The sequence below is a fragment of the Candidatus Enterococcus moelleringii genome, assembly GCF_017377575.1.
GTDB classification, from domain to species: domain Bacteria; phylum Bacillota; class Bacilli; order Lactobacillales; family Enterococcaceae; genus Enterococcus_A; species Enterococcus_A moelleringii.
This window is the reverse complement of sequence record NZ_JAFREM010000018.1, coordinates 91,492-117,003: the sequence shown is the minus strand read 5'-3', so window position 1 is coordinate 117,003 and position 25,512 is coordinate 91,492. Positions and strand designations below refer to the sequence as shown.

The window sequence follows — 25,512 nt, the reverse complement described above, 5'->3', positions numbered from 1 at the left end:
GAATCCCACATCTCTTAAAGTTATAATTTGTGGAGGTTGATTTTTATTTATTATCATCCCAAATTTATATTAAGGGAGCTACCACAATGAGCACTATCATGATTTTAGTGGGTTTTCTTGGTTTTCTGGTGGGTGTGATCCGATCATATTCCACGAAAACACCTAAGAAAAATTCACTTGCTATAACTTCTATAGCTGTCGCTATGATTTTTGCGGGGGTCGCACTGGCACCGCCTGTTGAACCCGTACATGCAGCAAGCGTCACAAAATCCGAAAACGTCGCAAAAGACACTGCTGCCAAAAAGAAAGCTTCTGAAAAGGACAAACAGAACAAGGCACCAAGCAAGGCTGACAAGGCGGCTCAGAAAAAAACCTTAGCTGCCAATAACGAACGAGTCCAACAAGAGAACGCCGAACTCGCAGCTCTTGACTACAGCGGCACCCAAACCATCGAGGTAAACAACAACAAACCAACTTTTACCAAAGCTGATTTATCCTTAGCCAATAAATCCTGGGAAAATTACGGGGATTTGGATAATCTGAACCGCGCCACCTACGCTGAGGCCATGCTGAATAAAAGCCTGATGCCCACAAAAAAACGCGGCGACATTTCTAAAGTCAAGCCAACTGGCTGGCACAGCAAAAAACTTGGCAAAAGCTATCTCTATAATCGATCTCACTTAATCGGCTACACCCTTTCCGGCGAAAATGACAACTGGAAAAACCTAATTACCGGAACTACCCAGCTGAATAATCCTGAGATGCTGCGGCACGAAATGGACATCAAAACTTATCTTGAAAAAAGCAAAAAAAATTATGTGCGCTACTCAGTGACTCCTGTCTTCAGAGGTGACGAACTGCTGGCTCGCGGCGTTCACATGATGGCCAAGTCGATTGGCAGTGACGCCATTAGCTTTAACGTCTACATTTTCAACGTCCAAGATGGTGTCACTATCAACTATGCCGACGGAACCAGTAAAACTGATAAAGAAATCGCCGCCGCTCAGCAAAAAGAAGACGCCAAGCAACAAGCCGCTGCTTCCACTGGCGGCGGTCAAGAATACGTCGATGCCAACGGAAATGGCCTAATCAAAGGATCAAAAAACGGAATTTATCATATTCCCGGCAGCCAATATTATGACCGAACCACCAACCCAGCTGCCTGGTTCAAAACCGTCGAAGAAGCGGAACAAGCAGGTTATCGCGCACCTAGATAAATGGTATAATAATTTGAATCGGTGTACTGAAAACTGCCAAACCTCTTGCGCTGACGATTAAAATGAAGGGAGTAAGATACATGAGAAAATTAACCATAATACTTTTGCTCTCTTCTACCCTGCTCCTCTCCGCATGCGGCAATTATAATGACACTACAGGTACACCAGCTGAGAAACTAGAAACAGTAACGGCCAAGGAAAAAGCGGAGAAGGACGATCTATCTTTCAAAGCGGGCGTACTGGAAACACAGACCTACAAATTGAAAATCATCAATACCGAAATCATTCAAAGCGCCTCGGCTGAAAAGCCAGGCTTGTACGTGTCCTTCGAGCTTACCAATAAATCCGAGGAAACGCTGCGACCCTTTGACGTTTTATACGATATTGGTTTCAAGCAGCAGACTGCAGCTTCATCAATGGAAATGACCTCCGGCTATCGCAGTTTTGATGCTTTTGGACAGGATGCCAAATCTGTGAACATAATGACCGAAAGACAAAACGCTTTAAGTGATGACCTGGAACCTGGAAAAACTATGAAAATCTACAATGCCTATTCGTTGGATAATCCCACCGATGAGGTACAGGTATTTCCTACAATTAACAATTTCAACAATGACGATTTTGATGCATACGTCATTGATCTTACTGAATTGACTCCAAAAAATAATGGAGCATAAAAAATGAGGCGGTGGACATTTTAGTCCGCCGCCTCAAACTATATTCACTTCACTATGAAAAGCTTGAAAACTTTCACAACTTCCAAACAAACCTTGCTATTTCTTCGGTTCATCCTCATCCATTTTCAGAACCGCCATGAAGGCCTCCTGTGGTACTTCCACGGAACCTATCTGTTTCATCCGTTTCTTACCAACTTTTTGTTTCTCCAGCAATTTACGCTTCCGGGAAACATCCCCGCCGTAACATTTCGCCAATACATTTTTACGCAGGGCTTTAATATCGGTCCGAGCTTGGATTTTAGTTCCGACTGTTGCTTGGATTGGAACCTCGAATTGTTGACGAGGGATCAAGGTTTTCAGTTTTTCTACGATGGCACGTCCACGTTCTTGGGCGAATTGTTTATGCACAATAAAGCTTAAGGCATCGACTTTTTCCGCGTTCAGCAGGATATCCATCTTAACCAACTTGCTTTCGCGATAATCAGCTAGTTCATAATCCAACGAAGCATAGCCTTTGGTGCTGGATTTCAGCTTATCAAAGAAATCAAAAACGATTTCTGACAGCGGGATAAAGTAGACTACATTCACCCGGTAGTCATCCAAGTAATCCATCGTGACAAATTCGCCCCGTTTGCGCTGAGAAAGCTCCATCACTGCTCCAACGTAATCGTTTGGAACCATGATATTGGCTTTAACAAACGGTTCTTCAACGGTTTGAATTTTTGATGGATCTGGGAAGTCAGCCGGATTATCCACGACAATCTTCGTGCCATCAGTTTGGTTTACGTGATAAATTACTGAAGGAGCGGTGGTGATCAACTCTAAGTTAAATTCCCGTTCCAAACGTTCCTGTACCACATCCATATGCAGCAAACCTAAGAAGCCACAGCGGAAACCAAAGCCTAATGCTTGGGAAGTTTCTGGTTCAAATTGCAAGGCCGCATCGTTCAGCTGTAATTTTTCCAAAGCTTCCCGCAGGTCATTGTAGCGAGAAGTATCGATTGGGTACAGTCCACAATAAACCATCGGATTCATTTTGCGGTAGCCTGGCAAAGCTTCCGGTGTCGGATTGTTGGCCAAGGTCACGGTATCCCCCACTTGGGTATCCTGAACCGATTTGATGCTGGCAGTGATGTAACCAACGTCGCCTACCATCAAGTAATCCCGTTGAATAGCCTTCGGTGAGAACACGCCCACTTCCGTCACATCAAAGGTTTTGCCGTTGTTCATTAATTGAATCTTATCGCCAGGACGAACCACGCCGTCAATAACACGGATGTTCAACACTACGCCACGGTAGCTGTCGTAAACCGAGTCAAAGATCAAGGCCTTCAAAGGGGCTTCTAAATCACCGCTTGGTGCCGGCACTTTTTCGACAATTTGTTCTAAAATGTCTTCGATACCGATACCGGTTTTGGCACTGGCTAGCACTGCTTCCTCTGCATCAATCCCGATCACGTCTTCAATCTCTTTACGCACCCGTTCTGGATCAGCCGCTGGCAAATCGATTTTGTTGATAACCGGCAAAATTTCCAGATCATTATCTAGTGCCAAGTATACGTTAGCCAAGGTTTGCGCTTCGATCCCTTGAGCCGCATCCACTACTAGGACAGCTCCTTCACAGGCCGCCAAACTGCGGGATACTTCATAGGTGAAATCGACGTGCCCTGGGGTGTCGATCAAATGGAAGGTATAAGTCTCACCATCTTTGGCATCATAATGCAGCTCGATAGCATTTAGTTTAATCGTAATGCCCCGTTCCCGTTCCAGATCCATTGAATCCAGTAACTGGTCCTGCATTTCCCGGAGACTTACGGTGTTGGTTTTTTCTAAAATACGGTCAGCCAAGGTCGACTTGCCGTGGTCGATATGGGCAATAATCGAAAAGTTCCGAATTTGCTTTTGTCGTTCTTGCATTTGTTCTATATTCATCAATGTTCCTCATTTCTTTTGGTCAGCACCACTCATTATACCAACGATTGTACGATAAAAAAAGGCTTTTTACCATTTCTCAACGTTGGGAAGAGAAAAATCAAGTCGGTTTTGCTATACTTGTTCTATAAACTGAATTTGGAGATGAAAGAATGGACCATGAGTTGAAAAATGAAATGGAGCTGCGACGGGTCAGTGAAAAATATCTGGCGCAATATGATGAGCTGCTTAGTTATGTATTTCAGGTGACGGAAGAGGACATCGAAAGCAGCGGCTATGAGAATAAACGTGAAATGGTTCGTGCCAAAAAACCGGTGCTGGAGCTGTCGAAGGTCTTCGGCTGGTTTCATAACGACAATTTGATTTCCCAGATCGCCATCTATCCTTGTGAGGTGAATATTCATGGGAAGATTTTTCAAATGGGCGGTGTCACCGGTGTCGGGACCTACCCTGAGTATGCCAACCATGGCTTAATGAAGGACTTGATCCAGCTGGCTTTGGTGGAAATGCGCAAGGATAAGCAATGGATTTCCTACCTTTATCCTTACAACATTCCTTACTACCGCCGCAAGGGTTGGGAAATTATGTCCGATAAACTAAGCTTCAAAGTAAAAGATACCCAGCTGCCTAAACAGGTGGACGTTCCAGGAATTGTTGAACGCCGAGACGTGGATGATCCCGATGTGTACAAGGTTTACGACGAGTTTGCCTTGAAAAATCATGGAGCGATGATTCGTAAAGAACTGAACTGGGAAGAATATTGGCGCTTTGAAAATGAAGAAGAACGCATCGCGGCAATCTATTATGACGAAGAAGGCAAACCAAAGGGCGTGCTCTTCTACTGGATTTACGACGAAATTTTCCATGTTAAGGAAATGTTCTATTTGAATCAAGAAGCCCGCAATGGCTTGTGGAATTTCATCACCGCTCACTTTTCCATGATTTACTGGGTGAAGGGGGATATTTACAAAAACGAACCTCTATCCTTCCTGCTGGATGACAGCGAAATTACCGAAACGATTGCGCCATATTTCATGGCCCGGATCGTGGACGTAAAAGAATTTTTGAAAGAGTATCCTTTCTTCAAACGGGTCGAACCATTCTATTTTGAAGTTACTGATCCGGTAGCCGACTGGAACAATGGCATCTTTGGCGTAAGCTGGGATGATGACGGTCAGCTGCAGGTTTCCAACGAGCCGATTGGTCACCCAGTGAAGTTGACGATTCAAACCTTGACTTGTATGCTGATGAATTATCGCCGTGCTTCTTACTTGGCGCGAATCGAGCGTTTGGAAGCCGACCAGGAAACGATTCAACTTTTAGAAGAAACATTACCCGACATGGAGGCGTATTTTAGTGACTATTTCTAAGCATATTTATTTTGCCGGACCGATGTTTGCCCAAAGTGATCTGCGCTACAACGATCATTTGGTCAAGCAAATTCGCGCACTTTCAACCGAGCTGACGGTTTATTTACCCCAGGAAAATGAAGCGATTAACGATAAATCCGCCTATGCCGACAGTAAAATGGTCGCCTTGGCGGACACAGAAGAAGTTTTGAAAAGTGATTTAATGGTGGCTGTCTTAGATGGAATAACCATCGATGCCGGCGTCGCTTCAGAAATCGGTGTAGCCTATGCCAAAGGAATTCCGGTGATTGCCCTGTATTCCGATACTCGTCAGCAAGGTGCCGACAATCCACAAAAGCTGGAAGCACTGTCCACACCAGCAGAAAACCAGTTCCATTATTTGAACCTGTATACAGTTGGCTTGGTGAAACTGAACGGTCAAGTGGTTGCTACCGAAGAAGCCTTGCTGGAAGCTATTAAACAGGCTCTTCTAGAAAGAAGGGATTAAATGACCTATCGTAAGCTGCAAATCGGGCTGGTTATTTTCGGCCTGATCTGCTTAGCCTATAACATCTATGAACTACTCATCAGTAAATACTCCACCCAACAGGGGATTATCTTTGTGGTGGAATGTATTGCCGGTATCGCCTTGATTTTTCTGCCAGAATTGGTTCAGAAATTTTTCAAGTTGGCGCTTCCTGAGAAAATCGTTTATTTTTACTGGTTCTTTCTAGTAATTTCGGTCTTTCTAGGAACTTCGCTGCACATGATTTCCCGCATTTCTTATTGGGATAAAATTCTGCATGCCGTGAGTCCGATGGTCTTAACCGCTGTTGGCTACGGCCTAATCGGATTCTTTATGAAGGATGCGCCTATCAGTAAAACTTCCCCATGGTTGTTCCTGCTGTTTGGTTTTGCTTTCGCCGGACTATGCGGCGTCTTTTGGGAATTCTGGGAATTTCTCTGCGACACCGTGGCGGATATGAATCTGCAGCGCTACGCAACTTCCGGCGGTGTGCCGTTAGTTGGCCGAGAAGCCTTGATGGATACGATGGGTGACCTGTTAACCAACACAGTCGGTGCCCTCATTATGGGCGTATACGCAGCGATTCAAGCCAGAGGCAAGGCAAGTCATTTTGAAGAATATCGTTTGAGAAAAATAAAATAAACAAGCAAAAAGTTCTCATCTTCCTGATCACCAGGGCAGATGAGAACTTTTTATTATCCGAAAAACCCGATGAAGTTACTCCTCACCAGCTTTTTCCATATGCTTTGGTGCATGTTCTTTCATGGTATACTTGTCTACTGTAATTTTGATAATCCCGGTCCGTTTGATCATGCCTTCAGGAATTTCGTCAAATTCGACACCCTTTGCCGCATGATCCATCAATACATGCAGGGCCATACGTTTTTCATCTACGTCTTCCAGCAGTTCAGCCTCGCCAAAGCCAATCACACTTTCATAAGCATAAGAATACTTCTCTGCTTTTCGGCCGCCTTCCACTAAGGCATGCTTATGATCCATTTCAATAGCCACTTTGTTGTCGGCCTGCACTCGGCTGATCTTTTCCCCTTCAGTTGCCCCGTGAACATAAAGAACCAGCTGCTCCCCATTCCATTGATAGCCGTAGTTTACCGGCACGATATACGGATACTCTGCCCCATTAAAAGCGATGCGAACCACCTGACATTCTTCCACTACTGCTTTGATTCGATCCAGATCAGTAACCTGTCTTTTCTTTCTGCGCATGAACTCACTCCTTTGTCTCTTTATTATATAAGATTAGAAATTGAAAAGAAATCTTTTTTAGAGTGAAAAAAACTGAAAACTGTTAAATCAGCCTTCCTCAAATATAGTACAGAAAACCTTTATTTATCAAGGTTTTACCCCTTTTCAAGCGGCTTTTTTTGAGCTAGAATAGCCATGGAAATATTCGTGAAAATTCCAACAAACTGAAAGGCGTGTTTTTATTTTGCTTGATGCAATTATTTTTGATGTGGATGATACAATTTATGATCAGCAGCAGCCGTTTCGCAATGCCGTTCAAAAGGTGTTCCCTTACGTGCGTATGAAGGATATGCACTTTCTGTACATTCGCTTCCGTGTACATAGCGACGAGAATTTTAACAAAGTCATTTCTGGCGATTGGACCTTAACCTACATGCGCAATTACCGGGTCTGCCAATCTTTAAAGGAACTAAATTACCCGGAAATTACCGATGAAGAGGCCTTAACCTTTCAACAAGTCTACGAGGAAGAACTGGATGCCATCGTGATGCATGAGGAAGTTCGCAAAACGTTAGACTATCTGCAGGAACAAGGAATTGCTTTAGGGATTATTACCAATGGTCCCACCGATCATCAGCACAAAAAAATTATGCAATTAGATTTGTTAAACTGGGTCAATCCTGAACATATTATTATCTCCCAAGCCTCGGGTTACGAGAAACCCGACAAAGAGATTTTTCAACTAGCCGAGCAGCAATTTAACCTAGACTATGAACGGACCCTTTACGTAGGAGACAACTTTGACAATGATGTAGTTGGTTCAAAAAGTGCCGGCTGGCAAGCCTTATGGTTTAACCACCGTCAACGTCAATTAGCTGAAAATACGTTGCCGCTTCATGATCTTGAAATCACCTCGTTTGAGGAATTATTACCAGCTATCCAGCAAATGCTTCAAACGGAAGAATTATTGGTTAAGGCTTAATATAACAAAAAACACCTTAGAGAAAACGATGTTTGTCATCATTTCTCTAAGGTTATTTTAGTTGTTCAGCGTTATTTTTCATCGCCAAGTTCTTCTTTACGATACTTCTCCATCTTCTTACTAAACAGCGCGCCATTGGATGGCGGTGTGTAAGTGATAGCATTGGCTCCAGCTTCAATCGTCTTCTTAATTGTCGCTTCATCCGGACCGCCGGTGGCCATAATTGGTAATTCAGGATAGCGCTCTCGGAAATACTTCACGGTATCTACCGTGTCTTTTGCCGCGCTGATATTGATAATCTGTACGCCAGCTTCCAGCTTCTCGTCAATTTGTGAATGGATCGAAGTTACGGTACTAATCACTGGAATATCAATCACATCAGTGACGGCTTTAATCGTATCAACTGGCGTAGGTGCATTGACTACCACACCTAAACTGCCTTGCGCTTCCGCAAAAATACTCATAAAGGCCGAACGCTGACCGTGGGTTAATCCGCCGCCAACTCCTGAAAATACCGGAATATCGGCTGCTTCAATAATACTTTTGGTAATGGCTGGATGCGGGGTAAATGGATAAACAGCAATTACAGCATCGGCATCGGTATTGCGAATGATCGCAATATCGGTGGTAAAGATAATCGAACGAATTCGTTTGCCAAAAATCATTAATCCGGTTGCCTGATGAATCACCTTAGGAACCCGAACGATGTCGCTGCGCAGTTCCGTCATAATTTCATTTACGCTGGTTTTCTCCAAAGGACTGACCTCCTCTCTCAACACCTTGTACGATTAGTTTACTATGGTTGATCGTACTGCGACAAATTATAAGTCTCAATCACGTTAATGATCTTTTGCGCATAGGTGGGATCGGTGGCGTAACCCGCATCCTGCAAGGCTTGGGCGGCTTCTTGATAATTGCCCGCTGTTAGAACTTTCTCATAAAGTCCCGGGTTCCAGCTGGTGCCATTGACGAACAGCAACGTGTGGTCATCCATTGAAGCTTCCCATGAATCGTACACTCGGAAGTCTCCCTGAATCGTAACCCAGGCTTCATTGACATATTCTTGCGTTTCCAAGGTGATCTTCGGCTGGTTGCCATAAGCCTTGATACCAAACAAATTATTGTACTGGCTGGCTAAAGACGACTGGCCCCAATTGGATTCTAAAATGGCCTGGCCTAAAATAATACTAGGCAAAATGCCGTAGCCCTGCTGCAGTTCTTTGGCATGAGGTGCTAGATGAGCGACAAACTCTTCATGAGTATATTGTTCATTGGTAGCGGCTTGTTCAATTGAATTTTCTGATAACGTATGTATAGAAAAAACGAAAGCAAGGCCGACTAACAGCAGCCCCGCAAAGACATAGGGCAGAGACAGCTTGCGCTTTCGTTTTTTGTATTTTCTTACTGGCATAGTGCCTCCTTAATTTGACGACAACAACTTCAAGTATTCCTCTAAAGTTAGATTGTTTTTCGTGATGTACTCAGCGTTTTCTCTGCCGACATAACGAATGTGCCAAGGCTCGTAAGTAATCCCAGTAATATCCTCTTCGTTCTCAGGATAGCGAATGATAAATCCGTATTCTGGTGCATTTTCCGCAATCCACTGTGCCCCCGGCTGACTGCCGTAAGAAGCATCCAATAATTGACTTGGATAATTGTTGTACCACTCTTGGTCAACGATATCCACCGCTAAACCGGTATGGTGTTCGCTGTAGCCTGATTCAGTAATAGTTTCTTTGGTTTTCGCAATCGCGTCGGCTTCTGACAAGCCTTCACTACTCATTAAGCTGTTCACATTGGTGCTGAACACTTCCTGCTGGGCAGCCACGGAGCGATAAGCAGAAATAATCACTAACGGATAACCGGCTTCAGTCGCAGCAGTTGAGAAGGCTTCGTAATCAGCCGCAATCCGACTGTCCACCTGATGACTGTTGTCCGATAAGGTAGCCAGCTCGGTTTCGTCAATTTCTTGACTGATTTCATTTTTAGGACCAACTAGTACTAAATCCCATAAGTCTGGATCAGCATCCGGCAAATCTTTCGGCTTTTTCGCTTGCTCCGAAGATTGCTCAAAGGAATAAGTAGAAGCCACGGTTAACTTATCCGCATTCGTATCGGTGTCCTTATTGCTATAAAATAATGAATAGCCAGTCATTCCAAACATCGCAATCATGGAAAGCAGTCCAACTGTTTTTTTCAAGTAAAAATTCCTCTCGTTAATCCTCTAAGGTGGTGTAGGTTTCGGTTAAGTTCTCGTTTACCCAGTTCAATAAGGCGGTTTGCGTTTGTGAACTTTCAATCTGGTTTTGAATTTGCGCCGGCAAACGGAAGCTTAGGATATCATCGTAGCCCCAGCTATCATAATCAATCGTCACTCGCAAATCAATATAATCTTGTCTTTCTTCGTCGTTGGTATTTTTGTAAGGGATCAATTCCACGGTACCCAATCCGCTGGCAATCCATTTTTGCGCCACAATCGTCTTCATTTCCCGATATTCCGCCACCGCTGTCGGGCGTTTTTCTGGGAATAAAAAGGTCTGACGAATCACCTTTTGGCTCAGCATCCATTCATAGTCGCTGAACAGGTTTTTAATTTTTTGGTTGATTTCTGGCGTAAGATTGCTGCTGCCTGACTTCCATTGCTGCCATTGAAATTCTTCAATCCCTAAATAGTTGTGGTAAAAATCTTCTTCTGATTGAAATTGCTCTAAAATCGTATTTAACACTAAATCAAGATAAATTGGATTCAAAGTAAATCCCTCCTCTATTATTTTACTGATAGTTGCTGAAAAAGACAGTGCTTTCCCCTAATGATTGAAATAATTTAAGAATTATTGCTATACTTGAGACAGATCAAAAGGTGCGATCGGCTTGTCTTAAGAGTCTATCAAAGCTATTATAACATTGTACCTACACCTGCACGCTAAAAAGGAGAATGATTATGGAACAACTTGAATGGGGTATTGTCGGATTAGGACATATTGCTCACGAATTTGCCAAAAGCTTCAACCAAACCACCAGTAAATTAACCGCTTGCGCATCACGCACGCAAGAAAAAGCGGAGGAATTTGCCAAAGCTCATGATTTACCGAAAGCCTATGGCAGCTATGAGGACATGCTGGCTGATCCGGCTATTTCTATTATCTATGTTGCTGTACCAAATCGTCAACATATTCAGCACATTTTGCAGGCCTTAAATGCCGGAAAACACGTATTATGCGAGAAAGCCATTACTATGAGCAGCCAAGAACTGGAAAAAGCCATGAAACTAGCTGAAGAAAAGGGCCTAATCCTGGCCGAAGCGATGACTATTTTCAACATGCCTTTGTATCATGAGCTGCATGCTTTGATGGACAATGGTAAATTGGGCAAATTGAAGATGATTCAAGCACCCTTTGGCAGTTACAAAGAACCCGATCCAAAGAACCGCTTCTTCAATCCAGAATTAGCTGGCGGTGCCTTGTTAGATATCGGAACTTATGCTGTTTCCTTTGCCCGCTGGTTTATGACTGAACAGCCTAAGGTGGTGGCTTCTACGATGGTGCCATTTTCTACTGGCGTGGACGAACAATCCGTGACGATTCTGCAAAATGCCAAGAACGAACTAGCTTCGATTAGCCTGACCTTCCAAGCCAAAATGCCGAAAAAGGGTATCGTCGCTTTTGAAAACGGCTATATCACAGTGGATGACTATCCCCGTGCTGACAAAGCCGAAGTTTTCTTTAACGACGGCACCAAAGAATTTATCGAAGCCGGTGCTTCAATGGAGGCTATGAATTACGAAATTGAGAACATGGTGAAAATGATTCATAAAGAAATGCCTAACCACTCCTTGTTCTTCACCAAGGACGTAATTGACCTGTTGGATCAAATGACCCAAGCCTGGAATGCTTAAGACGCTGCTATATAGCGTCTTTTTTTGTAGTTTTTTTGTAATATATCCGGTAAACTAATAGTAAGAAGAAAAAAGGAGGACTCTCTCATGCATTTTGGCCGTTTCCGATTAGGAATGCGGACATTTAAAACAGCCTTAGCTGTAATGATCTGTATCCTTCTTTTTCATTTGCTGGATCGCGGCAGTCCCTTAATTGCTGCGCTGGCTGCGGTATTTTCTCTGCGGCAGGATTTGAACACCAGCTTTTCCTTTGGTCGTTCACGAATTTTAGGCAATTCTATCGGTGGTTTGTTAGCCTTAATTTACTTCTATATTCAGGCTTTTTTTGAAAATGACTTTTATGTTGAATTGATTGTTTTGCCGATCTTTGTCATTTTAGTGATTGTCGTCTCAGACGGGATTGGTAATAATCCGGGAATTGTTTCAGCGATTGCCACGATGCTGTTGATTTCCCTGAGTATTCCCCAAGGCGAATCCACCATCTACGCCTTAAACCGGGTACTGGACACCTTTATTGGAACCGTCATTGCGATCTCCTTAAACGGCATCGTCACCCCGCCGAAGGTCGAAAAAGAAAAACAGATCAAAGAAGATTTAGTGGAACTGAAGAAAAAAGAAGCCGGACTCTCCGAAATGCTGGAAGATGTCCGGAAACAAATTGAGGATCAGTCGAAGGATTAAAGGATTAATAGAAAGGCTTCACGAACTCGTCCAGCTTTGTTAAGCCAGACAACGACTATTCCAACAGGCTTATTAATTGCAAAAAATCGGAACCAGGACAAGCGCCCTGATTCCGATTTTTTTATTCGTTGGCTTTCAAAGCCTCAATCATGTTGATTTTTTTCAGCTTGAAATACATCAGAATGCCCACAATTAAAGCAAAGAATAAGGTAATCAAAGCTGAGTAAATATAACTCATCGGTTGGATATCGGGTGAGAACATCGTGACATCCAGCTCCACTGTTTTCAAAATATAGCCGTGTTCAATCTTCCCTAAGAACATCCCGGCAACGATCCCGATCAAGGTCAACAGCACATTCTCCCGATAAACATAAGCCACCACTTCGTTATTGTAAAAGCCCAATACCTTAATAGTAGACAATTCCCGGATCCGCTCTGAAATATTGATGTTGGTCAAATTATACAAGACGATAAAGGCTAGCAAACCAGCCGACACAATCAAGACCCACATAATAATATTCAAACTATCCACCGTATCCCGAAGCGCATTTCGTGATTCTGATAAAAAGGCCACGCTGATAATTTTATCCTTGTCCATCAGATCCTGGGCAATCGCCGTTTCTGTACTGCTGCTTGGCTGTTTGTTAAACAGTAGCAAATCGGTGTTATAAGTCGGCGTCTGATCAAACAACTCATCATAATAATCCGGCGTCATATACATAAAATGCCCAACATAGTTTTCGGCCACCGCCGCAATTTTCACCTGATAAGTTTCATCATCAGTTCCCATGATTTCAAAAATATCCCCTGGTTCCAACTCAAACAGCTCAGCCAATTTTTCATTAATAATCACGCCTTTATCGTTTAATTGATAAGTAGCATCACTGGTCCGATCATTAAAGGAAACAAAGGAATCTATTTTCTGACTGTCTTGTGGTACATGTATCGAAATTTCCTGCTGGTTGACTTCGTCGCTTTCCGCCGTGTACATTTCTGTTGACATGGCTAAATGATCTTTGAAGTCAGGCAGGTCAGCCAGCATCTGCTGATAATCGGCATTTTCTGCTTGCGATAACGGCTCACTGAAAACCACCGTTCCCTGGTACTGCAAAATATGATCAAACTGAATCGGTACGATATCCCCAATCGAATCCCGCAAACCAAAACCGGTAATCAGCATTGACATACAACCGGCAATCCCTAGAATCGTCATAAGCATCCGCTGCTTGTAACGAAACAGATTGCGCATCGTTACCTTTTGGATAAAGGTTAAACGTGACCAAATTGGTGTTACCCGCTCCAACCAAATCCGCTTGCCTTTTTTCGGTGCCCGCGCCTGCATCAAAGTAGCCGGTGTTGCTTTCAAGTCGTACCTTAATACGAACAGTGCCGTTCCCACAGAACAAAGGAATGCTACCAGCATCGCAAGCAACGCATAGCTGAGATACCATGGCGTCACCACTTGATCCAAATTATACAGTTGCCCATAAGCATTGAAGATAATGGTTGGCAGCAGATAAAATCCTACCGCTAAACCAAGAACTCCGCCGATGCCGCCAGCTAAAGCCGCATACATAACAAACTTCAACGAAATTTCTCGGTTCCAATAGCCTAATGCCTTGAAGGTTCCCAGCTCTGTCCGTTTTTCTTCTACCATTCTAGTCATTGTAGTTAAAGTAACTAACGCGGCAATCAAGAAGAAAATCAACGGGAAGACCGTCGCCAAAGAAGAAATCCGATCCGCATTGTCCTGGTATTCCTTGTATCCCGGATTTTCTGTTCGTCCTTGGACTGTGTATTCCAATTCATCAAGATTGGCTAAAGCCGCTTCTTGATTAGCAATTTCTTTTTGCGCCTTGGCTAACGCTTCGGTGCTGGCTTCTTCCAGCGCCGCCTGCCCATCCTCATACGTTTGTTGCGCCTGATCCAATTCTTGCTTGGCTTGCTCCAGCTGGGCCTGCCCTTGAGCCTGACTAGCGGCCAGCTCTTCTTTAGCAGTATCCAACTGTTGTTGACCACCTGTCAGCCATTCGTCAAACTCTTCCACTTGTCCTTGCATTTCAGCAATTTCTTCATCGGTGGGCAATGGCTGAGCTAGCAACTGCTGCATTTCATTCCATTTAGTTTCCAGTTCAGTGACCTGCTGCTGTTGTTGCTGCAAGGTTCCGTTAATTTCCTCTAAATGCTGAGCCGCAATTGTTTGGACTTGGTCATTGTTTTGCTGTTGGATCGCCTGAATTAAATCACTAAAGGCTTGGGCGTCCAACTCAGCTGCTGCTGTTTGCAGTTGCAGGGTATTGCCTTGGGCTGCCAAGGTTTGGATTTGTTCCAGCTGGTTCTTTTGCGCTGTAGTTTGATCCAACTTCACCGCTGCTTGGCTTCGTTGCGCACTTAATGTATCCTTCTGTTCTTCGGCTTCTTTCTTGCGTTCCGCTACAGTCTGAAGATCAGCCAACTCTTGTTTTTGCTGCTCCAGCTGTTCTCTTTGCGGTGCCAGCAGGTTTTCCCGCTCATCGATTTGAGCCTGAGCCGCCTGGCTTTTTTCTTCAAAATCTTGTTGACTAGCCGCGTACTCTTGTTGACCCGTTTCCAGTTGTTGTTTAGCCTCCATCAGCTCTTGGGTTTGTTCGCTGGCTTCTTGTTCGCCCGCTGCCAGCTGTGCTTTGGCCTCGTCAATTTGTTCTTGGCTGGACTTTTTCAAATCAGCCATGCGTTTTTCGCCGTCTTTTTCCAGTACTTTTTCAAGCTGCTTTTGATTGTCAGCCAAACGATCGTCATACGTATCTGAATAAGCCGTAATATTTTCCAAATTTTTGTAGCGTACCAGCAGCTCAGAAAAGACCGGCTGCTTGAAATTGTCCGAGGTCATTAAAGCAAAGAAGTCGATGGTTCCTTTGCCGACCGTCGTATTGCCCCGGGAAAAATTCTCAATGTACTGAGGACTCTCCACAAAGCCGACCACGGTTAGTTCATGTTCTTTAAATGACTTCTGATTTGGATCGTCAATCGTAAAAGTATCGCCAATTTGATAATCATGTCCCGATTCAGCGATCGAATCCAAAGCCACTTCATCGTTATTTTTCGGCACACGGCCCTCAGTCACATTGACCCGATTTAACTTTTGATCCTGATCGTAGCTGTACAACCGAATCGTTTGATCCTTATCATCCAGGAAAACATCCTGAAAATAACGCCCTTCGGCAGTCGCCACCTTGTCATCCGCCTTCACAGAATCAAGATCATCCTCCGTTACACCCAAGGGAGTAAAAATTTGCGTATCCGCTAGCTGTTGGTCCTGATAATATTCGTCGGCAGTATTGATCATGTCCGGTCCCGTTGCACTCAGACCAACAAAAAAAGCCACCCCTAGAAAAACGATGCCTAAAATCGATAAAAAGCGGGCTTTAGACCGCCAGATTTCCCGTATACTCGTCAACCATAATACTTTATTCACACCATGGCCCCCTTACCACTGAATCTCTTCAATTGAAAGTGGCGTATCATTCAGCTTCTGACTGCGAACCTTGGCGTCATTAATCCGAATAATCCGATCGGCCATCGGCGCAATCGCGGAATTATGGGTAATGATTACCACCGTTGTTCCATGATTACGAGCACTATCCTGTAAAATTTTCAAAATCTGCTTCCCAGTTTCAAAATCCAGCGCACCTGTCGGCTCATCACACAATAACAGCTTCGGTCGTTTTGCTAAAGCTCTGGCGATAGTTACCCGCTGCTGCTCGCCGCCGGATAATTGCGCCGGAAAGTTGTCCATTCGTTCTTCCAAGCCTACCGAGCGCAAGACTTCTGCTGGATCTAAGGCATCAGAAACAATTTGTGAAGCCAGCTCGACATTTTCCTTGGCCGTTAAGTTCGGCACCAAATTGTAAAACTGAAAAACAAAACCTACATCATTGCGGCGATAAGTCGTCAGTTCTTTATTGTTGAAGGTAGCAATGTCAGTTCCATCGACAATTACCTGTCCTTCATCACAGCTGTCCATTCCGCCTAGAATATTTAACACGGTAGATTTCCCAGCACCACTTGGCCCCAGAATAACCGCGATTTCGCCTTTTTTAATGGTAAAAGTGATTTGATCATTGGCATGAATCACCGTCTCACCCATTTTATACCGTTTCGTTTCATTAATTACTTCAATATAACCCATGTCTCCGCCTCCATTCTATTCTAGTCTACCATAAGGCCGCAAAAATGGCTTAGCAAACCGTAAAGACCTAGATAAAAAATGGCTGAATAACAAACATCCCTATAAACATATGATGGATTTCTTTTAGTATTTTTTCTAAATTTCAAAAGGATTTCCATCATTCGTCTTTTCCACAATAAGGAGTTCCTTGTTGTACCTGCCCGGAAAAGTGGAAAGCATCCCACTCCCCTTAGCCCACGGTCTGATTCGCACTTTACCCACAGAATAATTCAGATTGATATTTTTAGGAAAAACCCGATATCCCTTATCTTCGAGAAAAGTAACATAATCTGTGTATCCTCGATTTGACTTATCCGCGACAAACACAACCTCGTATTGAAATTCACCTGGCGCAGCTTTCTCAAAATAATAGAAGGCCCGCTTCACTTCCGTTAATCGCCAGCCATCTTGTGCCATAGCATTCAACCACTTTTGCTGCAATTCTATATTTGCACTAAAAAATTTGTACTTTCTCATTGGTTCCACCTTCCTTCAATAAATTACCTGCTAATGTAATTCTTTATTGTGATCCAGTTCCGATCAAACCGCTTTCCTACTTCTATTCTACTTTTCCAACAATAAAATGAAAAGACGCTTGGCAAATACCACCTTAACTCTTCTCCACGCAAAAAAACTCGACCATTTACGATCGAGTTTTCAATAGTTATTTATTTACGATAACGTTCCACACCATCCAGGTAAGTTGCTTCTAATTCCATGTCTGGATTCAACACGATAAAGTCAGCATCGCGACCCTTAGCTATCATCCCGCAGCGGTCATCAATTTTACAGCTGACAGCTGGTACATAAGTCGCCATCATGATAGCTTCTTCTGGAGTCGCAATGTTCCAGTCTACTACGTTTTTAATAGCTTCCTTCAGCTTCAAGATACTTCCAGCCAAGTTGCCAGATTCCAAACGAGCGGTTCCGTCTTTCACTACAACTGGAAATTCTCCTAAGTTGTAATTGCCGTCCGGCATACCACCAGCCATCATGCAGTCAGTAATTAACGCTACATGATCGTGTCCCGCTTTTTCCATAAGGATTTCAGCTGCTTGGGGATGCACATGGTGCCCATCGCAAATCAATTCAGAAAAGACATGCTGCAAGGATAACAAAGCACCTACCATACCAGGTTCGCGGTGGTTTAATCCCCGCATACCGTTGTAAGCATGAACAAAGACACTTGCGCCAGCTTCCACTGCTGCTTGTGCTTCATCTAAAGTTGCATTGGAATGACCTAAAGCCACTACGACGCCTTCTTCTGTCACTTCTTTGACGAATTCGGCCACGCCTTGGCGTTCAGGTGCTAAAGCGATTTTTTTAATTAAGCCGCCAGAAGCTTCCTGCCATTCGTTAAATGTTGCCATATCCGGATCGCCAAAATAACTAGGATTTTGCGCGCCTTTATGCTCTTCAGTGAAGAACGGACCTTCAAAATAGATGCCTTGAATTTTCGCGCCAGGAACTTCTTGGTAAGTTTTTCCAATTGTTTCGGCTACATCCTTCAATCGTTCTTTTGAAGAAGTTAAGGTTGTTGGTAAAAAGCTGGTAACTCCACAGGATAACAAGCCTTCTGACATAACCTTTAAGCCTTCTGCATCGTTGTCCATCACGTCATGATTTTTAAAACCATGTATATGGGTATCCACAAGTCCTGGTGCGATCCATTTGCCACTTTGATCGATCACTTTTGCTTCGTTGTCCGTTAATTCTTTTGTATAGTCGCCAAAAATTCCATCAGTAATTTCTAAATAGCCTGCTTCTTTTACGCCGGATTTCAAAAAGAATTTATCCGCATAAATAAATGTTTTCATTTTGAGCGCTCCTTCTTGCTTGATACCTTAAAGGTACTCCGAAACGAGCGTTCTGTCAAGAATGGTGTAGACCATTTTTAGAAAAAATCCCGTAATTTAGTCGTCGCATTCAGCCATTCCCGATAACGCTGCAGCTCTTCCTCATCACCGGTCATTTTCAACAGCTTCACCTTCAGCGTCAACAACTCATTCAGCTTATAACAGCTGGCCTGCTGCTGGTTCCAATGCAGCCCTAAATTAAGAACCCGATCTGCCTCATGGTACTGCCCTTGGTTTAGTAAAAATAATCCGTAATCCAAAAACAATCCACTCAACTCAATCTTTTCCGTATAGTCGCACATCATAGTTTCAAACAGCTCAATACTTTGGCTGTACAAGCGCTGTGCCTCATCTTTTTTGCCCAGCTGGTCGTTCATTTTAGCCGTGAAAGCCATCAGCAAAATTTTGCTGTCAAAGTAGCCCTGATACTTTTTAGAGACCAGCATTTCCAGCCCTTTTCTAGCATTTTCTAACGCGTGCTTGGGATTATCATCCAAGTTAAAATCGCAAATTGCCTGAAAGTAATAATACTGCTGGCGATCCTTATCTAAAACAATCCGCTTTTTATCTTCTAAATAGTTTAAAATGGTTTGGATCTCTGCAAACCGCTGATGCCGCAGCAAATTGTACATCTTTTGAAAATATTTCCGCAGCAACAACTCTTTTGGCAGAAAATCCACCATTAATTGATCAATTGTAATTCCTAACCGCTGACAAAGCTGCTGCATCACCAAGATGTTGGGAATTTCCTCATTATTTTCAATCCGGCTAAGAACGCTTTGAGAACAAATATCCCGCGATAAATCTTTTTGCGTCATTCCATGCTCTTTGCGGAAGTCTTTTAAGGCCTGGCCTATGGATTCCATCTACATTTTCCCCCAAAATATGCATATTCACATTTTCTACCCTATTGTAGCCTATGCAAGGGTGCAGGGCAACCAAATCCTAGACAATTAAATGACCTCCAGTTACTTATCGATTATCTGTAAAGCTTTTGCGGGTACCTGATCCTTTGCTACCTCTTCATAATTCTCGATATGGGCACCTTTATTAGTCAATTTCAAATAATGATCCACCTTTAATTCACTCAACCCGTTAAAAGCCACTGGACGAGTTTTTCCATTTTCATCCGCTGCCACCTGGTTGTAGGCAGCTGTGCCATACTCGTTCACACTTTCAGGTGTAGTCGTTTTAACATAAACCGCGCCTTCACTTACTAGCGGATTTAATTGGTCCATAATTCCCGCCAACTCACTATTAGAATTTTTGGTGTAAAATGTGCTGCCAAATAATACCAAGACCACTAGTATAATAGTAGAAATCAATTTTTTTACAATACTCATTTGTCATCTCCCTTTCCTAAACTAGCATAGCGGAAGAAAGAAAGCTTCAATTCAGTCTCAGGTTGTATTTTCGACTAACAGTTTTGTCACTTACCTAATTTATAAAAGCACAAAAAGAGGCTATAAACGCTGGAAAATCAACGTCCATAACCTCTTATTTTCATGCGGAAGATGGGATTTGAACCCACACGAGCCTTACGCTCACAAGACCCTCAATCTTGCATGTCTGCCGTTCCATCACTTCCGCGAGAACTTTTTCATCATAGCGATATTTGTAGGAAAAGTCAATTGCTAAACGGTAGTGGTATCGTAGACATAAATCACACTGCCATTTAGTCCTGCGATGCCGCGGAAATATTTACGATCTTCCTGCTTTAACCACACCTCACGAAATAAAAAGAAGTCCTCTCTTGTTACCTCAATTTTCTCAATCTCGCCGTTGCGCAATTGAGCCATTTTTTCTTCAAACGGATTATTCACTCTATTCACCTCAAAAGAATAGGAAGATACTCAGTATCCTCCTTATTCGTTAAAATATTTACTTGTTTCTAATTCTTGATTATTGTCGGTCATAATGCCTTGCAACGATCGATCCAAACGGGAAGACTGCGCTTGTTTAGCCTTATTGGTCTGAATTGACGGCTGGTAGCCTTTATTGCCAGTATCAAATAAAAGGTACGATTTCTTTGATTCCCGCAACGTGGTATACAGCTCCTGCAACGGAATCGCATCCTTAGGTTCATCCGGGATCAGAGACTCCGGAACATGCTTAGGTTTAAATGGCGTACCATTCCTATGTTTTTCATGGAAGCTCACCCGTTTATCCTCAGCAACCGTCTTCGATTCAGCAAATAATCTACGGGGTGCCCGCTTTTGCTCACTGGCCATCGTTTCATAAGTAGGCAGATTCCCGCGATGCCGCACCAGCTCTTCACGAGGCTTTTCATCCAGGTGTACTCTGCGAGAGCGTTTATTGTGACGAGTTGCTCGTTCCAGAACATCTTTGGCGTCTAATTTGTAATCAGTGAGAAAATCATCATTACCATCAAACAACACCCGTTGACTGCTCTTATTCAATTTTACCCCAGTCTCATCATCGTAAGCGGGAAAACGCGCACGTCTTCCACCAAATGGCCGATTCTCCATTAAAACCATCCTCGTTTTCTGATTTCTTATTAGTTTAGCATAAATGGTCAAAAAAAGCTTAGCAATTGACCAAAGCGGTCTGGAACTTGAGCATTTTTTTAATCAATTAGTGATTCAAAAGCAAAATAATCCTGCTGCGGTCCTACCTCAATTTCTTCAATTAAAGACTCCAGGATTTGATAATCTCCCCGGTATTGCCGCGGGCTAACCAGCTCTTCAATGCGAATCTTGTGAGGCTTATTCGAGACATTCAGCAAATAAACCGTGTACTCCTCCTCATCATAACGAACAATCCCAAAAATTTCATTTTCGGAAGAGTAAAAAGGAAAGAATTCACCAAATTTCATAGAGCTGTGTTTTTTCCGCCGCTGAATCCAGGTGTGACATGGCGTATAAATCGCCTCATTCTGGTTTTTCCAAGGGAAGAACTTACGGTTTTCAGGATCTTTACCACCCGTCAAGCCCGCTTCATCCCCATAATACACACATGGAATCCCCGGCATCATGAACAATAATCCCCAGGAGTGAGCCAATTTCTCAACTGAATCTCCCAGCATAGACAAAATCCGCTCTGTATCGTGAGTGCCAATATTATTCAACTGATTATAATAAAAGTCTTCTGGATAGTTTTCCTGGTAGCTGACCATTTCTTTTGAAATTTTATCAAAGGAGCGGGTCTGATTCAAAATATCCAGAATCTGTTGGCGCAGCGGATAATTCATTACTCCCTGCAGATGATCCCCAAAGACATAACGTCTTCGTTGATCATAAGCAATCTTATTGGAGGCATCCTCCCAGACTTCACCAATTAAAATTTTATCTTGGTAACCTAACAGATGCTTGCGAATACCGCCGATAAATTCATCAGTCAGCTCATCGGCCACATCCAACCGCCAACCGTCCACGCCTAAGCTGGTCCATTTAGCCAGTACACTATCGTAATCGCCATAAATAAACTCTTGGAAGTCTTTATTATCTTTGTCCACTTCTGGAAGATCCGCTACTCCCCACCAGGCTTGATAATTAGTAGGATACTTGTCAAATTTAAACCACGGATAATACGGACTGTCAATAGTACGAGCAGCTCCCGAATCCTGGCCATAAAAACCAGCCTGATTGAAATAACGACTGTTTTTTCCAACGTGTGAAAAGACACCGTCCAGAACGACCGAGATCCCAGCTTCATGCAAAGCCGCCAACATCTCGACAAAATCCTCTTCGGTTCCCAATACCGGATCAATTTTGAAATAGTCGTTGGTATCGTACCGATGGTTGCTGGTAGCTTCAAAAATCGGATTCAAGTAAAGGGCAGTGATTCCCAACTCCAACAAATACGGAATGTTCTTGGTAATGCCCTTTAAATTCCCGCCGTAAAAGTCCCAACGAACGACTTCATCCTGTTTGTTGCGGATATACATCGGTTCGTCTTCTTCAGTTGCATAGATAAAAGAATTCTTTTTCGGCTGATTCACTTCTTTATGAGGATTGCCGTTAGCAAAGCGATCCGGAAAAATCTGATAAAAGACTGCTTCACGGTACCAACTAGGGGCAATCTCAGCCTTCTCAAAGCAGGTTAATTGGTAGGACGCAACTTCCGACTCCTGATGCTCAATTTTTCCTTCGCCGCCTTGGCCGTCAAACCCATAAAACAAGGTGCGTTTACTGCCGTCAGAACAAAATTGAACAACCTTGAAGTAATAGAAATACAAACCACTGCCTTGATCTAACTTGTATTGATAATGGTAGCGATCTTCCTCCGCTGCCGTCATAGGAAAACTAATTTTTCCAATGCTGCTGCCTTCTTTACGAACAACAAAATAAACATTCGTTTCCAGTTCAGAAGGAACCGAGATCCAAAAATCAACTCGCTTTCCTTCCTGCACTGCACCAAAAGGAAACTTATAGCGTTCCAGCCATGAATTATAGTAGATATGTGCCATGTTGATTCGCTCCTTTTTCGCTGTTATGAGCAAAAACGGGTTCGATTTGCCAAATATCCTCGGCGTACCGCTTAACCGTATTATCAGAAGAGAAGCGTCCAGCATTGGCAATGTTTTTCAGACTAATTTGTTTCCAGCGACGACGATCTTGATAATTTTGATTAATCGTTTCTTGTGCATCACAATACGCCGCAAAATCCCGTAATACAAAGAATTCATCATTGTACTTAAGCAATGAATCCATAATCTCTTGTCCTTCAAAGGCAATATTCGGAATGGTTCCGTCGACAAAGGCATTCAGTACTTTATGCAACACTGGATCGTTATGATAAAGCTCAGAAGAATTGTAGTTATGCTCTTGATAATAACGATAGACTTCCGTTTCAGTCAAACCAAAAATAGCAATATTTTCGTCACCTACAGCATCACGAATTTCAATGTTCGCGCCATCTAAAGTGGCAATCGTCACCGCGCCATTCAGCATCAGTTTCATGTTGGAAGTCCCAGAGGCCTCTTTTGAAGCCAGTGAAATTTGTTCACTAACATCCGCTGCCGGAATAATCCGTTCTGCTAAAGTCACATTGTAATTTGCTAAGAATACAACCTTCAATTTATTATCAATTGAAGCATCATTATTGATCAAATTAGCTACTTCATTAATCACTTTAATCACTGATTTCGCATAATGATAACTAGGTGCTGCCTTAGCGCCAAAAATAAAGACTCTTGGATGAATTGCCAGCTTTGGATTTTCCTTCAAGTCAAAATAAAGCTTCATAATATGCAGCAAATTCAAAAGCTGACGTTTGTAGGCATGCAGCCGTTTGATCTGCACATCAAAAATAGCGTCCGGTGAAACATCGATGCCTTTCACTTTTTTGATGTAAGCAGCCAACTTCACTTTGTTCTCATGCTTTGCTTCAGCAAGCGCATCTAGAACCTTGTCATCCTCGGCAAAATTCATCAAAAAGCGAATATCTTCCGGATGGCTGTTCCATGAAGTCCCAATGGTCTCATTTAGAACCTTGGTCATGCTGCGATTTGCCAGCTGCGACCAGCGACGTTGAGCAATCCCATTGGTCTTGTTGTTGAAACGAGTTGGATACATCACGTAAAAATCATTCAGTACCACACTCTTCAATAAATCAGAATGCAGTTTCGCCACACCATTAGTTGAATGAGAGCCAATAATTGCCAAGTTCGCCATATGAATTTGACCATTCTGAATAATTCGCGTCCGCTCGATCAGATCTGCCGGCTGAACTCCAGTCATATCCTTAACAAAGCGGCGATCAATTTCCTCAATAATTTGGTAAATCCGTGGACATACCTCCTGCATCATCGGAATTGACCATTTTTCCAACGCTTCAGCCATGATCGTATGGTTGGTGTAGCTCATTACTTTGATCGTCAAGTTCCAAGCCTTTTCCCAAGATACATCTTCTTCATCAATCAAGATGCGCATAAATTCGGCCACACACATAGCCGGATGGGTATCGTTAATATGGATCGCAATATATTGATTGATTTGATCAAATGAATAACCTAAACGTTTATAATAGCGCAAAATACTCTGTACCCCAGCTGAAACAAAGAAATACTCTTGGGATAAACGCAGCTTTCGACCTTCTTGATTTGAATCATCTGGATATAAAACCGAAGTCAGATCTTCAATCACCCGTCGATCTTCAATACTCCGGTAACGATCCTCTTCTTCTGCTGGAATTTCAACACTCCATAAACGCATCGTGTTAACGATATTGTTTTTGTAGCCAACCATTCCCGTATCATAAGGAACTGCCCGAACCGTATAGCCGCCTTCATAGACAGGCTTTAATTGATCCTTGCCATCCTTTTGCAAATAAACATTACCGCCAAAGTGGACGTCTACTGCTTTGCTTTCTTTACGAATTTCCCAGCTGTTTCCCTTTTGCAGCCACTCATCAGGCAACTCAACTTGATAACCGTCCACAAAACGTTGTTTAAACAAACCATATTCGTAACGAATCCCATTTCCGTTCCCCGGCAAACCGCAAGAAGCAATTGAGTCCATAAAGCAAGAAGCCAAACGTCCTAAACCACCATTACCTAGCGCCATATCCGGTTCCACTTCTGCCAAATCCTCTAAGGAAATCCCCATTTCCTGCAAGGCTTCTTCAACAGTTTCCAACCAACCCATATTTAACAAATTACTTTTCAGCATCTTGCCAGGCAAGAATTCAATTGAAAAATAATAGGCTTGTTTCTGTTCCTGATCCCGATAATCCTGCCAGGTTTGTTGCCAATCTTGTGAATAAGCGGCTGTCATAATCGAGCCTAGCGTTTGGTACAACTCATTAGCTGAAGCATCACTAACTTCCATTGCAAACTTTTCAGCCAACCTTTTCTTAAACTTTGCTTTAAATTCTGTTTTCTCCACTTAATTTTCTCCTTTTTGACTAAGAAAGGCCCTGTGAACTCGCTCAACGATTGAGCAATAAGTTTTAACTGTTTTCGAAAAGCTAGTTCCGAAAAGAATTTCCTTATTGTCGAAAAGTAAGTTCACAAGGCCAACATTT

Annotated in this window: 24 protein-coding genes and 1 tRNA gene; 8 read left to right on the top strand and 17 right to left on the bottom strand. The window is 43.1% G+C overall.

What is annotated here, in order from left to right:
- Positions 1–86: 86 nt before the first annotated feature.
- Together JZO70_RS11700 and JZO70_RS11695 are read left to right on the top strand one after the other, a co-directional pair.
- Positions 87–1,217 carry a DNA/RNA non-specific endonuclease gene (locus JZO70_RS11700; RefSeq protein ID WP_207673753.1) on the top strand — a complete coding sequence of 377 codons (1,131 nt, stop codon included), beginning with the start codon at positions 87–89 and terminating at the stop codon, positions 1,215–1,217.
- Between the two features lie 80 nt (positions 1,218–1,297).
- The gene (locus tag JZO70_RS11695; RefSeq protein ID WP_207673752.1) at positions 1,298–1,894 is read left to right on the top strand and encodes a DUF5067 domain-containing protein; all 597 of its coding nucleotides are present in this window, start codon (positions 1,298–1,300) and stop codon (positions 1,892–1,894) included.
- A 96-nt stretch (positions 1,895–1,990) separates the two neighbouring features.
- On the opposite strand, the gene lepA is transcribed toward JZO70_RS11695, so the two are convergent.
- Positions 1,991–3,826 (bottom strand): translation elongation factor 4, encoded by a 1,836-nt coding sequence (lepA, locus tag JZO70_RS11690; RefSeq protein ID WP_207673751.1) that lies wholly within the window; start codon positions 3,824–3,826, stop codon positions 1,991–1,993.
- A gap of 152 nt (positions 3,827–3,978) precedes the next feature.
- Between lepA and JZO70_RS11685 the strand changes: the two genes are divergently transcribed.
- From JZO70_RS11685 to JZO70_RS11675, 3 genes are read left to right on the top strand one after another with little or no spacing between them, the layout of a single operon-like run.
- Complete coding sequence (locus tag JZO70_RS11685; RefSeq protein ID WP_207673750.1) at positions 3,979–5,196, top strand: GNAT family N-acetyltransferase; 1,218 nt, start codon at positions 3,979–3,981, stop codon at positions 5,194–5,196.
- Positions 5,183–5,683, top strand: a complete 501-nt coding sequence (locus JZO70_RS11680; RefSeq protein WP_207673749.1) for a nucleoside 2-deoxyribosyltransferase — start codon at positions 5,183–5,185, stop codon at positions 5,681–5,683. The genes JZO70_RS11685 and JZO70_RS11680 overlap by 14 nt, the downstream gene beginning before the upstream one ends.
- On the top strand, positions 5,684–6,343 hold the full coding sequence (locus JZO70_RS11675) for a DUF2238 domain-containing protein (protein ID WP_207673748.1): 660 nt from the start codon (positions 5,684–5,686) through the stop codon (positions 6,341–6,343).
- A gap of 75 nt (positions 6,344–6,418) precedes the next feature.
- Here JZO70_RS11675 and JZO70_RS11670 read toward each other — a convergent pair whose 3' ends face one another.
- The gene (locus tag JZO70_RS11670) at positions 6,419–6,925 is read right to left on the bottom strand and encodes a pyridoxamine 5'-phosphate oxidase family protein (RefSeq protein WP_207673747.1); all 507 of its coding nucleotides are present in this window, start codon (positions 6,923–6,925) and stop codon (positions 6,419–6,421) included.
- Between the two features lie 223 nt (positions 6,926–7,148).
- Here JZO70_RS11670 and JZO70_RS11665 point away from each other — a divergent pair, with 223 nt between their 5' ends.
- On the top strand, positions 7,149–7,886 hold the full coding sequence (locus JZO70_RS11665) for an HAD family hydrolase (RefSeq protein ID WP_207673746.1): 738 nt from the start codon (positions 7,149–7,151) through the stop codon (positions 7,884–7,886).
- A 71-nt stretch (positions 7,887–7,957) separates the two neighbouring features.
- On the opposite strand, the gene JZO70_RS11660 is transcribed toward JZO70_RS11665, so the two are convergent.
- The 4 genes from JZO70_RS11660 to JZO70_RS11645 form a co-directional block, all read right to left on the bottom strand.
- Positions 7,958–8,614 carry a beta/alpha barrel domain-containing protein gene (locus JZO70_RS11660; RefSeq protein ID WP_207673995.1) on the bottom strand — a complete coding sequence of 219 codons (657 nt, stop codon included), beginning with the start codon at positions 8,612–8,614 and terminating at the stop codon, positions 7,958–7,960.
- Positions 8,615–8,682: 68 nt separating this feature from the next.
- Positions 8,683–9,297 (bottom strand): glycoside hydrolase family 73 protein, encoded by a 615-nt coding sequence (locus JZO70_RS11655; protein ID WP_207673745.1) that lies wholly within the window; start codon positions 9,295–9,297, stop codon positions 8,683–8,685.
- Between the two features lie 9 nt (positions 9,298–9,306).
- Positions 9,307–10,086: a M15 family metallopeptidase gene (locus JZO70_RS11650; RefSeq protein ID WP_242703906.1), complete on the bottom strand. Its 780-nt coding sequence runs from the start codon at positions 10,084–10,086 to the stop codon at positions 9,307–9,309.
- Positions 10,087–10,102: 16 nt separating this feature from the next.
- Positions 10,103–10,636, bottom strand: coding sequence for a hypothetical protein (locus JZO70_RS11645; protein WP_207673744.1), 534 nt, complete (start codon positions 10,634–10,636; stop codon positions 10,103–10,105).
- 191 nt (positions 10,637–10,827) lie between these two features.
- Here JZO70_RS11645 and JZO70_RS11640 point away from each other — a divergent pair, with 191 nt between their 5' ends.
- Together JZO70_RS11640 and JZO70_RS11635 are read left to right on the top strand one after the other, a co-directional pair.
- Positions 10,828–11,781: a Gfo/Idh/MocA family protein gene (locus JZO70_RS11640; protein WP_207673743.1), complete on the top strand. Its 954-nt coding sequence runs from the start codon at positions 10,828–10,830 to the stop codon at positions 11,779–11,781.
- Positions 11,782–11,868: 87 nt separating this feature from the next.
- Positions 11,869–12,462 carry an FUSC family protein gene (locus tag JZO70_RS11635; protein WP_207673742.1) on the top strand — a complete coding sequence of 198 codons (594 nt, stop codon included), beginning with the start codon at positions 11,869–11,871 and terminating at the stop codon, positions 12,460–12,462.
- Between the two features lie 121 nt (positions 12,463–12,583).
- Here the strand turns inward: JZO70_RS11635 and JZO70_RS11630 are convergent, their stop codons facing one another.
- The 11 genes from JZO70_RS11630 to JZO70_RS11580 all read right to left on the bottom strand — a co-directional run bounded on the left by JZO70_RS11630 (position 12,584) and on the right by JZO70_RS11580 (position 25,373).
- Positions 12,584–15,916 (bottom strand): FtsX-like permease family protein, encoded by a 3,333-nt coding sequence (locus tag JZO70_RS11630; protein WP_207673741.1) that lies wholly within the window; start codon positions 15,914–15,916, stop codon positions 12,584–12,586.
- A gap of 12 nt (positions 15,917–15,928) precedes the next feature.
- Positions 15,929–16,630 (bottom strand): ABC transporter ATP-binding protein, encoded by a 702-nt coding sequence (locus JZO70_RS11625; protein WP_207673740.1) that lies wholly within the window; start codon positions 16,628–16,630, stop codon positions 15,929–15,931.
- Positions 16,631–16,765: 135 nt separating this feature from the next.
- Positions 16,766–17,146 carry a DUF2812 domain-containing protein gene (locus tag JZO70_RS11620; protein WP_207673739.1) on the bottom strand — a complete coding sequence of 127 codons (381 nt, stop codon included), beginning with the start codon at positions 17,144–17,146 and terminating at the stop codon, positions 16,766–16,768.
- Positions 17,147–17,337: 191 nt separating this feature from the next.
- Positions 17,338–18,486, bottom strand: a complete 1,149-nt coding sequence (gene nagA / locus JZO70_RS11615; RefSeq protein WP_207673738.1) for an N-acetylglucosamine-6-phosphate deacetylase — start codon at positions 18,484–18,486, stop codon at positions 17,338–17,340.
- Positions 18,487–18,563: 77 nt separating this feature from the next.
- Positions 18,564–19,391 (bottom strand): helix-turn-helix domain-containing protein, encoded by an 828-nt coding sequence (locus JZO70_RS11610; protein WP_207673737.1) that lies wholly within the window; start codon positions 19,389–19,391, stop codon positions 18,564–18,566.
- A gap of 102 nt (positions 19,392–19,493) precedes the next feature.
- Entirely contained in the window at positions 19,494–19,868 is a 375-nt protein-coding gene (locus JZO70_RS11605) for a YxeA family protein (RefSeq protein WP_207673736.1), read from the bottom strand.
- 163 nt (positions 19,869–20,031) lie between these two features.
- A tRNA-Leu gene (locus JZO70_RS11600) sits at positions 20,032–20,115 on the bottom strand.
- A gap of 44 nt (positions 20,116–20,159) precedes the next feature.
- Complete coding sequence (locus tag JZO70_RS11595) at positions 20,160–20,348, bottom strand: hypothetical protein (protein WP_207674007.1); 189 nt, start codon at positions 20,346–20,348, stop codon at positions 20,160–20,162.
- 42 nt (positions 20,349–20,390) lie between these two features.
- Entirely contained in the window at positions 20,391–21,014 is a 624-nt protein-coding gene (locus JZO70_RS11590) for a hypothetical protein (protein ID WP_207673735.1), read from the bottom strand.
- A 98-nt stretch (positions 21,015–21,112) separates the two neighbouring features.
- Positions 21,113–22,954 (bottom strand): glycoside hydrolase family 13 protein, encoded by a 1,842-nt coding sequence (locus JZO70_RS11585; protein WP_207673734.1) that lies wholly within the window; start codon positions 22,952–22,954, stop codon positions 21,113–21,115.
- Positions 22,935–25,373, bottom strand: coding sequence for a glycogen/starch/alpha-glucan family phosphorylase (locus JZO70_RS11580; protein ID WP_207673733.1), 2,439 nt, complete (start codon positions 25,371–25,373; stop codon positions 22,935–22,937). Before JZO70_RS11580 ends, JZO70_RS11585 begins: the two co-directional genes overlap by 20 nt.
- Between the last annotated feature and the right edge of the window lie 139 nt (positions 25,374–25,512).

Excerpts from the sequence above, each read along its gene's own strand:
- JZO70_RS11605 (WP_207673736.1), bottom strand. The coding sequence starts at position 19,868 with ATGAGTATTGTAAAAAAATTGATTTCTACTATTATACTAGTGGTCTTG.
- JZO70_RS11610 (WP_207673737.1), bottom strand. The coding sequence starts at position 19,391 with ATGGAATCCATAGGCCAGGCCTTAAAAGACTTCCGCAAAGAGCATGGA.
- JZO70_RS11685 (WP_207673750.1), top strand. The coding sequence starts at position 3,979 with ATGGACCATGAGTTGAAAAATGAAATGGAGCTGCGACGGGTCAGTGAA.
- JZO70_RS11670 (WP_207673747.1), bottom strand. The coding sequence starts at position 6,925 with ATGCGCAGAAAGAAAAGACAGGTTACTGATCTGGATCGAATCAAAGCA.
- JZO70_RS11585 (WP_207673734.1), bottom strand. The coding sequence starts at position 22,954 with ATGGCACATATCTACTATAATTCATGGCTGGAACGCTATAAGTTTCCT.
- JZO70_RS11620 (WP_207673739.1), bottom strand. The coding sequence starts at position 17,146 with ATGAGAAAGTACAAATTTTTTAGTGCAAATATAGAATTGCAGCAAAAG.
- JZO70_RS11675 (WP_207673748.1), top strand. The coding sequence starts at position 5,684 with ATGACCTATCGTAAGCTGCAAATCGGGCTGGTTATTTTCGGCCTGATC.
- JZO70_RS11660 (WP_207673995.1), bottom strand. The coding sequence starts at position 8,614 with ATGACGGAACTGCGCAGCGACATCGTTCGGGTTCCTAAGGTGATTCAT.
- nagA (WP_207673738.1), bottom strand. The coding sequence starts at position 18,486 with ATGAAAACATTTATTTATGCGGATAAATTCTTTTTGAAATCCGGCGTA.
- JZO70_RS11700 (WP_207673753.1), top strand. The coding sequence starts at position 87 with ATGAGCACTATCATGATTTTAGTGGGTTTTCTTGGTTTTCTGGTGGGT.
- lepA (WP_207673751.1), bottom strand. The coding sequence starts at position 3,826 with ATGAATATAGAACAAATGCAAGAACGACAAAAGCAAATTCGGAACTTT.
- JZO70_RS11640 (WP_207673743.1), top strand. The coding sequence starts at position 10,828 with ATGGAACAACTTGAATGGGGTATTGTCGGATTAGGACATATTGCTCAC.
- JZO70_RS11625 (WP_207673740.1), bottom strand. The coding sequence starts at position 16,630 with ATGGGTTATATTGAAGTAATTAATGAAACGAAACGGTATAAAATGGGT.
- JZO70_RS11635 (WP_207673742.1), top strand. The coding sequence starts at position 11,869 with ATGCATTTTGGCCGTTTCCGATTAGGAATGCGGACATTTAAAACAGCC.
- JZO70_RS11695 (WP_207673752.1), top strand. The coding sequence starts at position 1,298 with ATGAGAAAATTAACCATAATACTTTTGCTCTCTTCTACCCTGCTCCTC.
- JZO70_RS11590 (WP_207673735.1), bottom strand. The coding sequence starts at position 21,014 with ATGGAGAATCGGCCATTTGGTGGAAGACGTGCGCGTTTTCCCGCTTAC.
- JZO70_RS11655 (WP_207673745.1), bottom strand. The coding sequence starts at position 9,297 with ATGCCAGTAAGAAAATACAAAAAACGAAAGCGCAAGCTGTCTCTGCCC.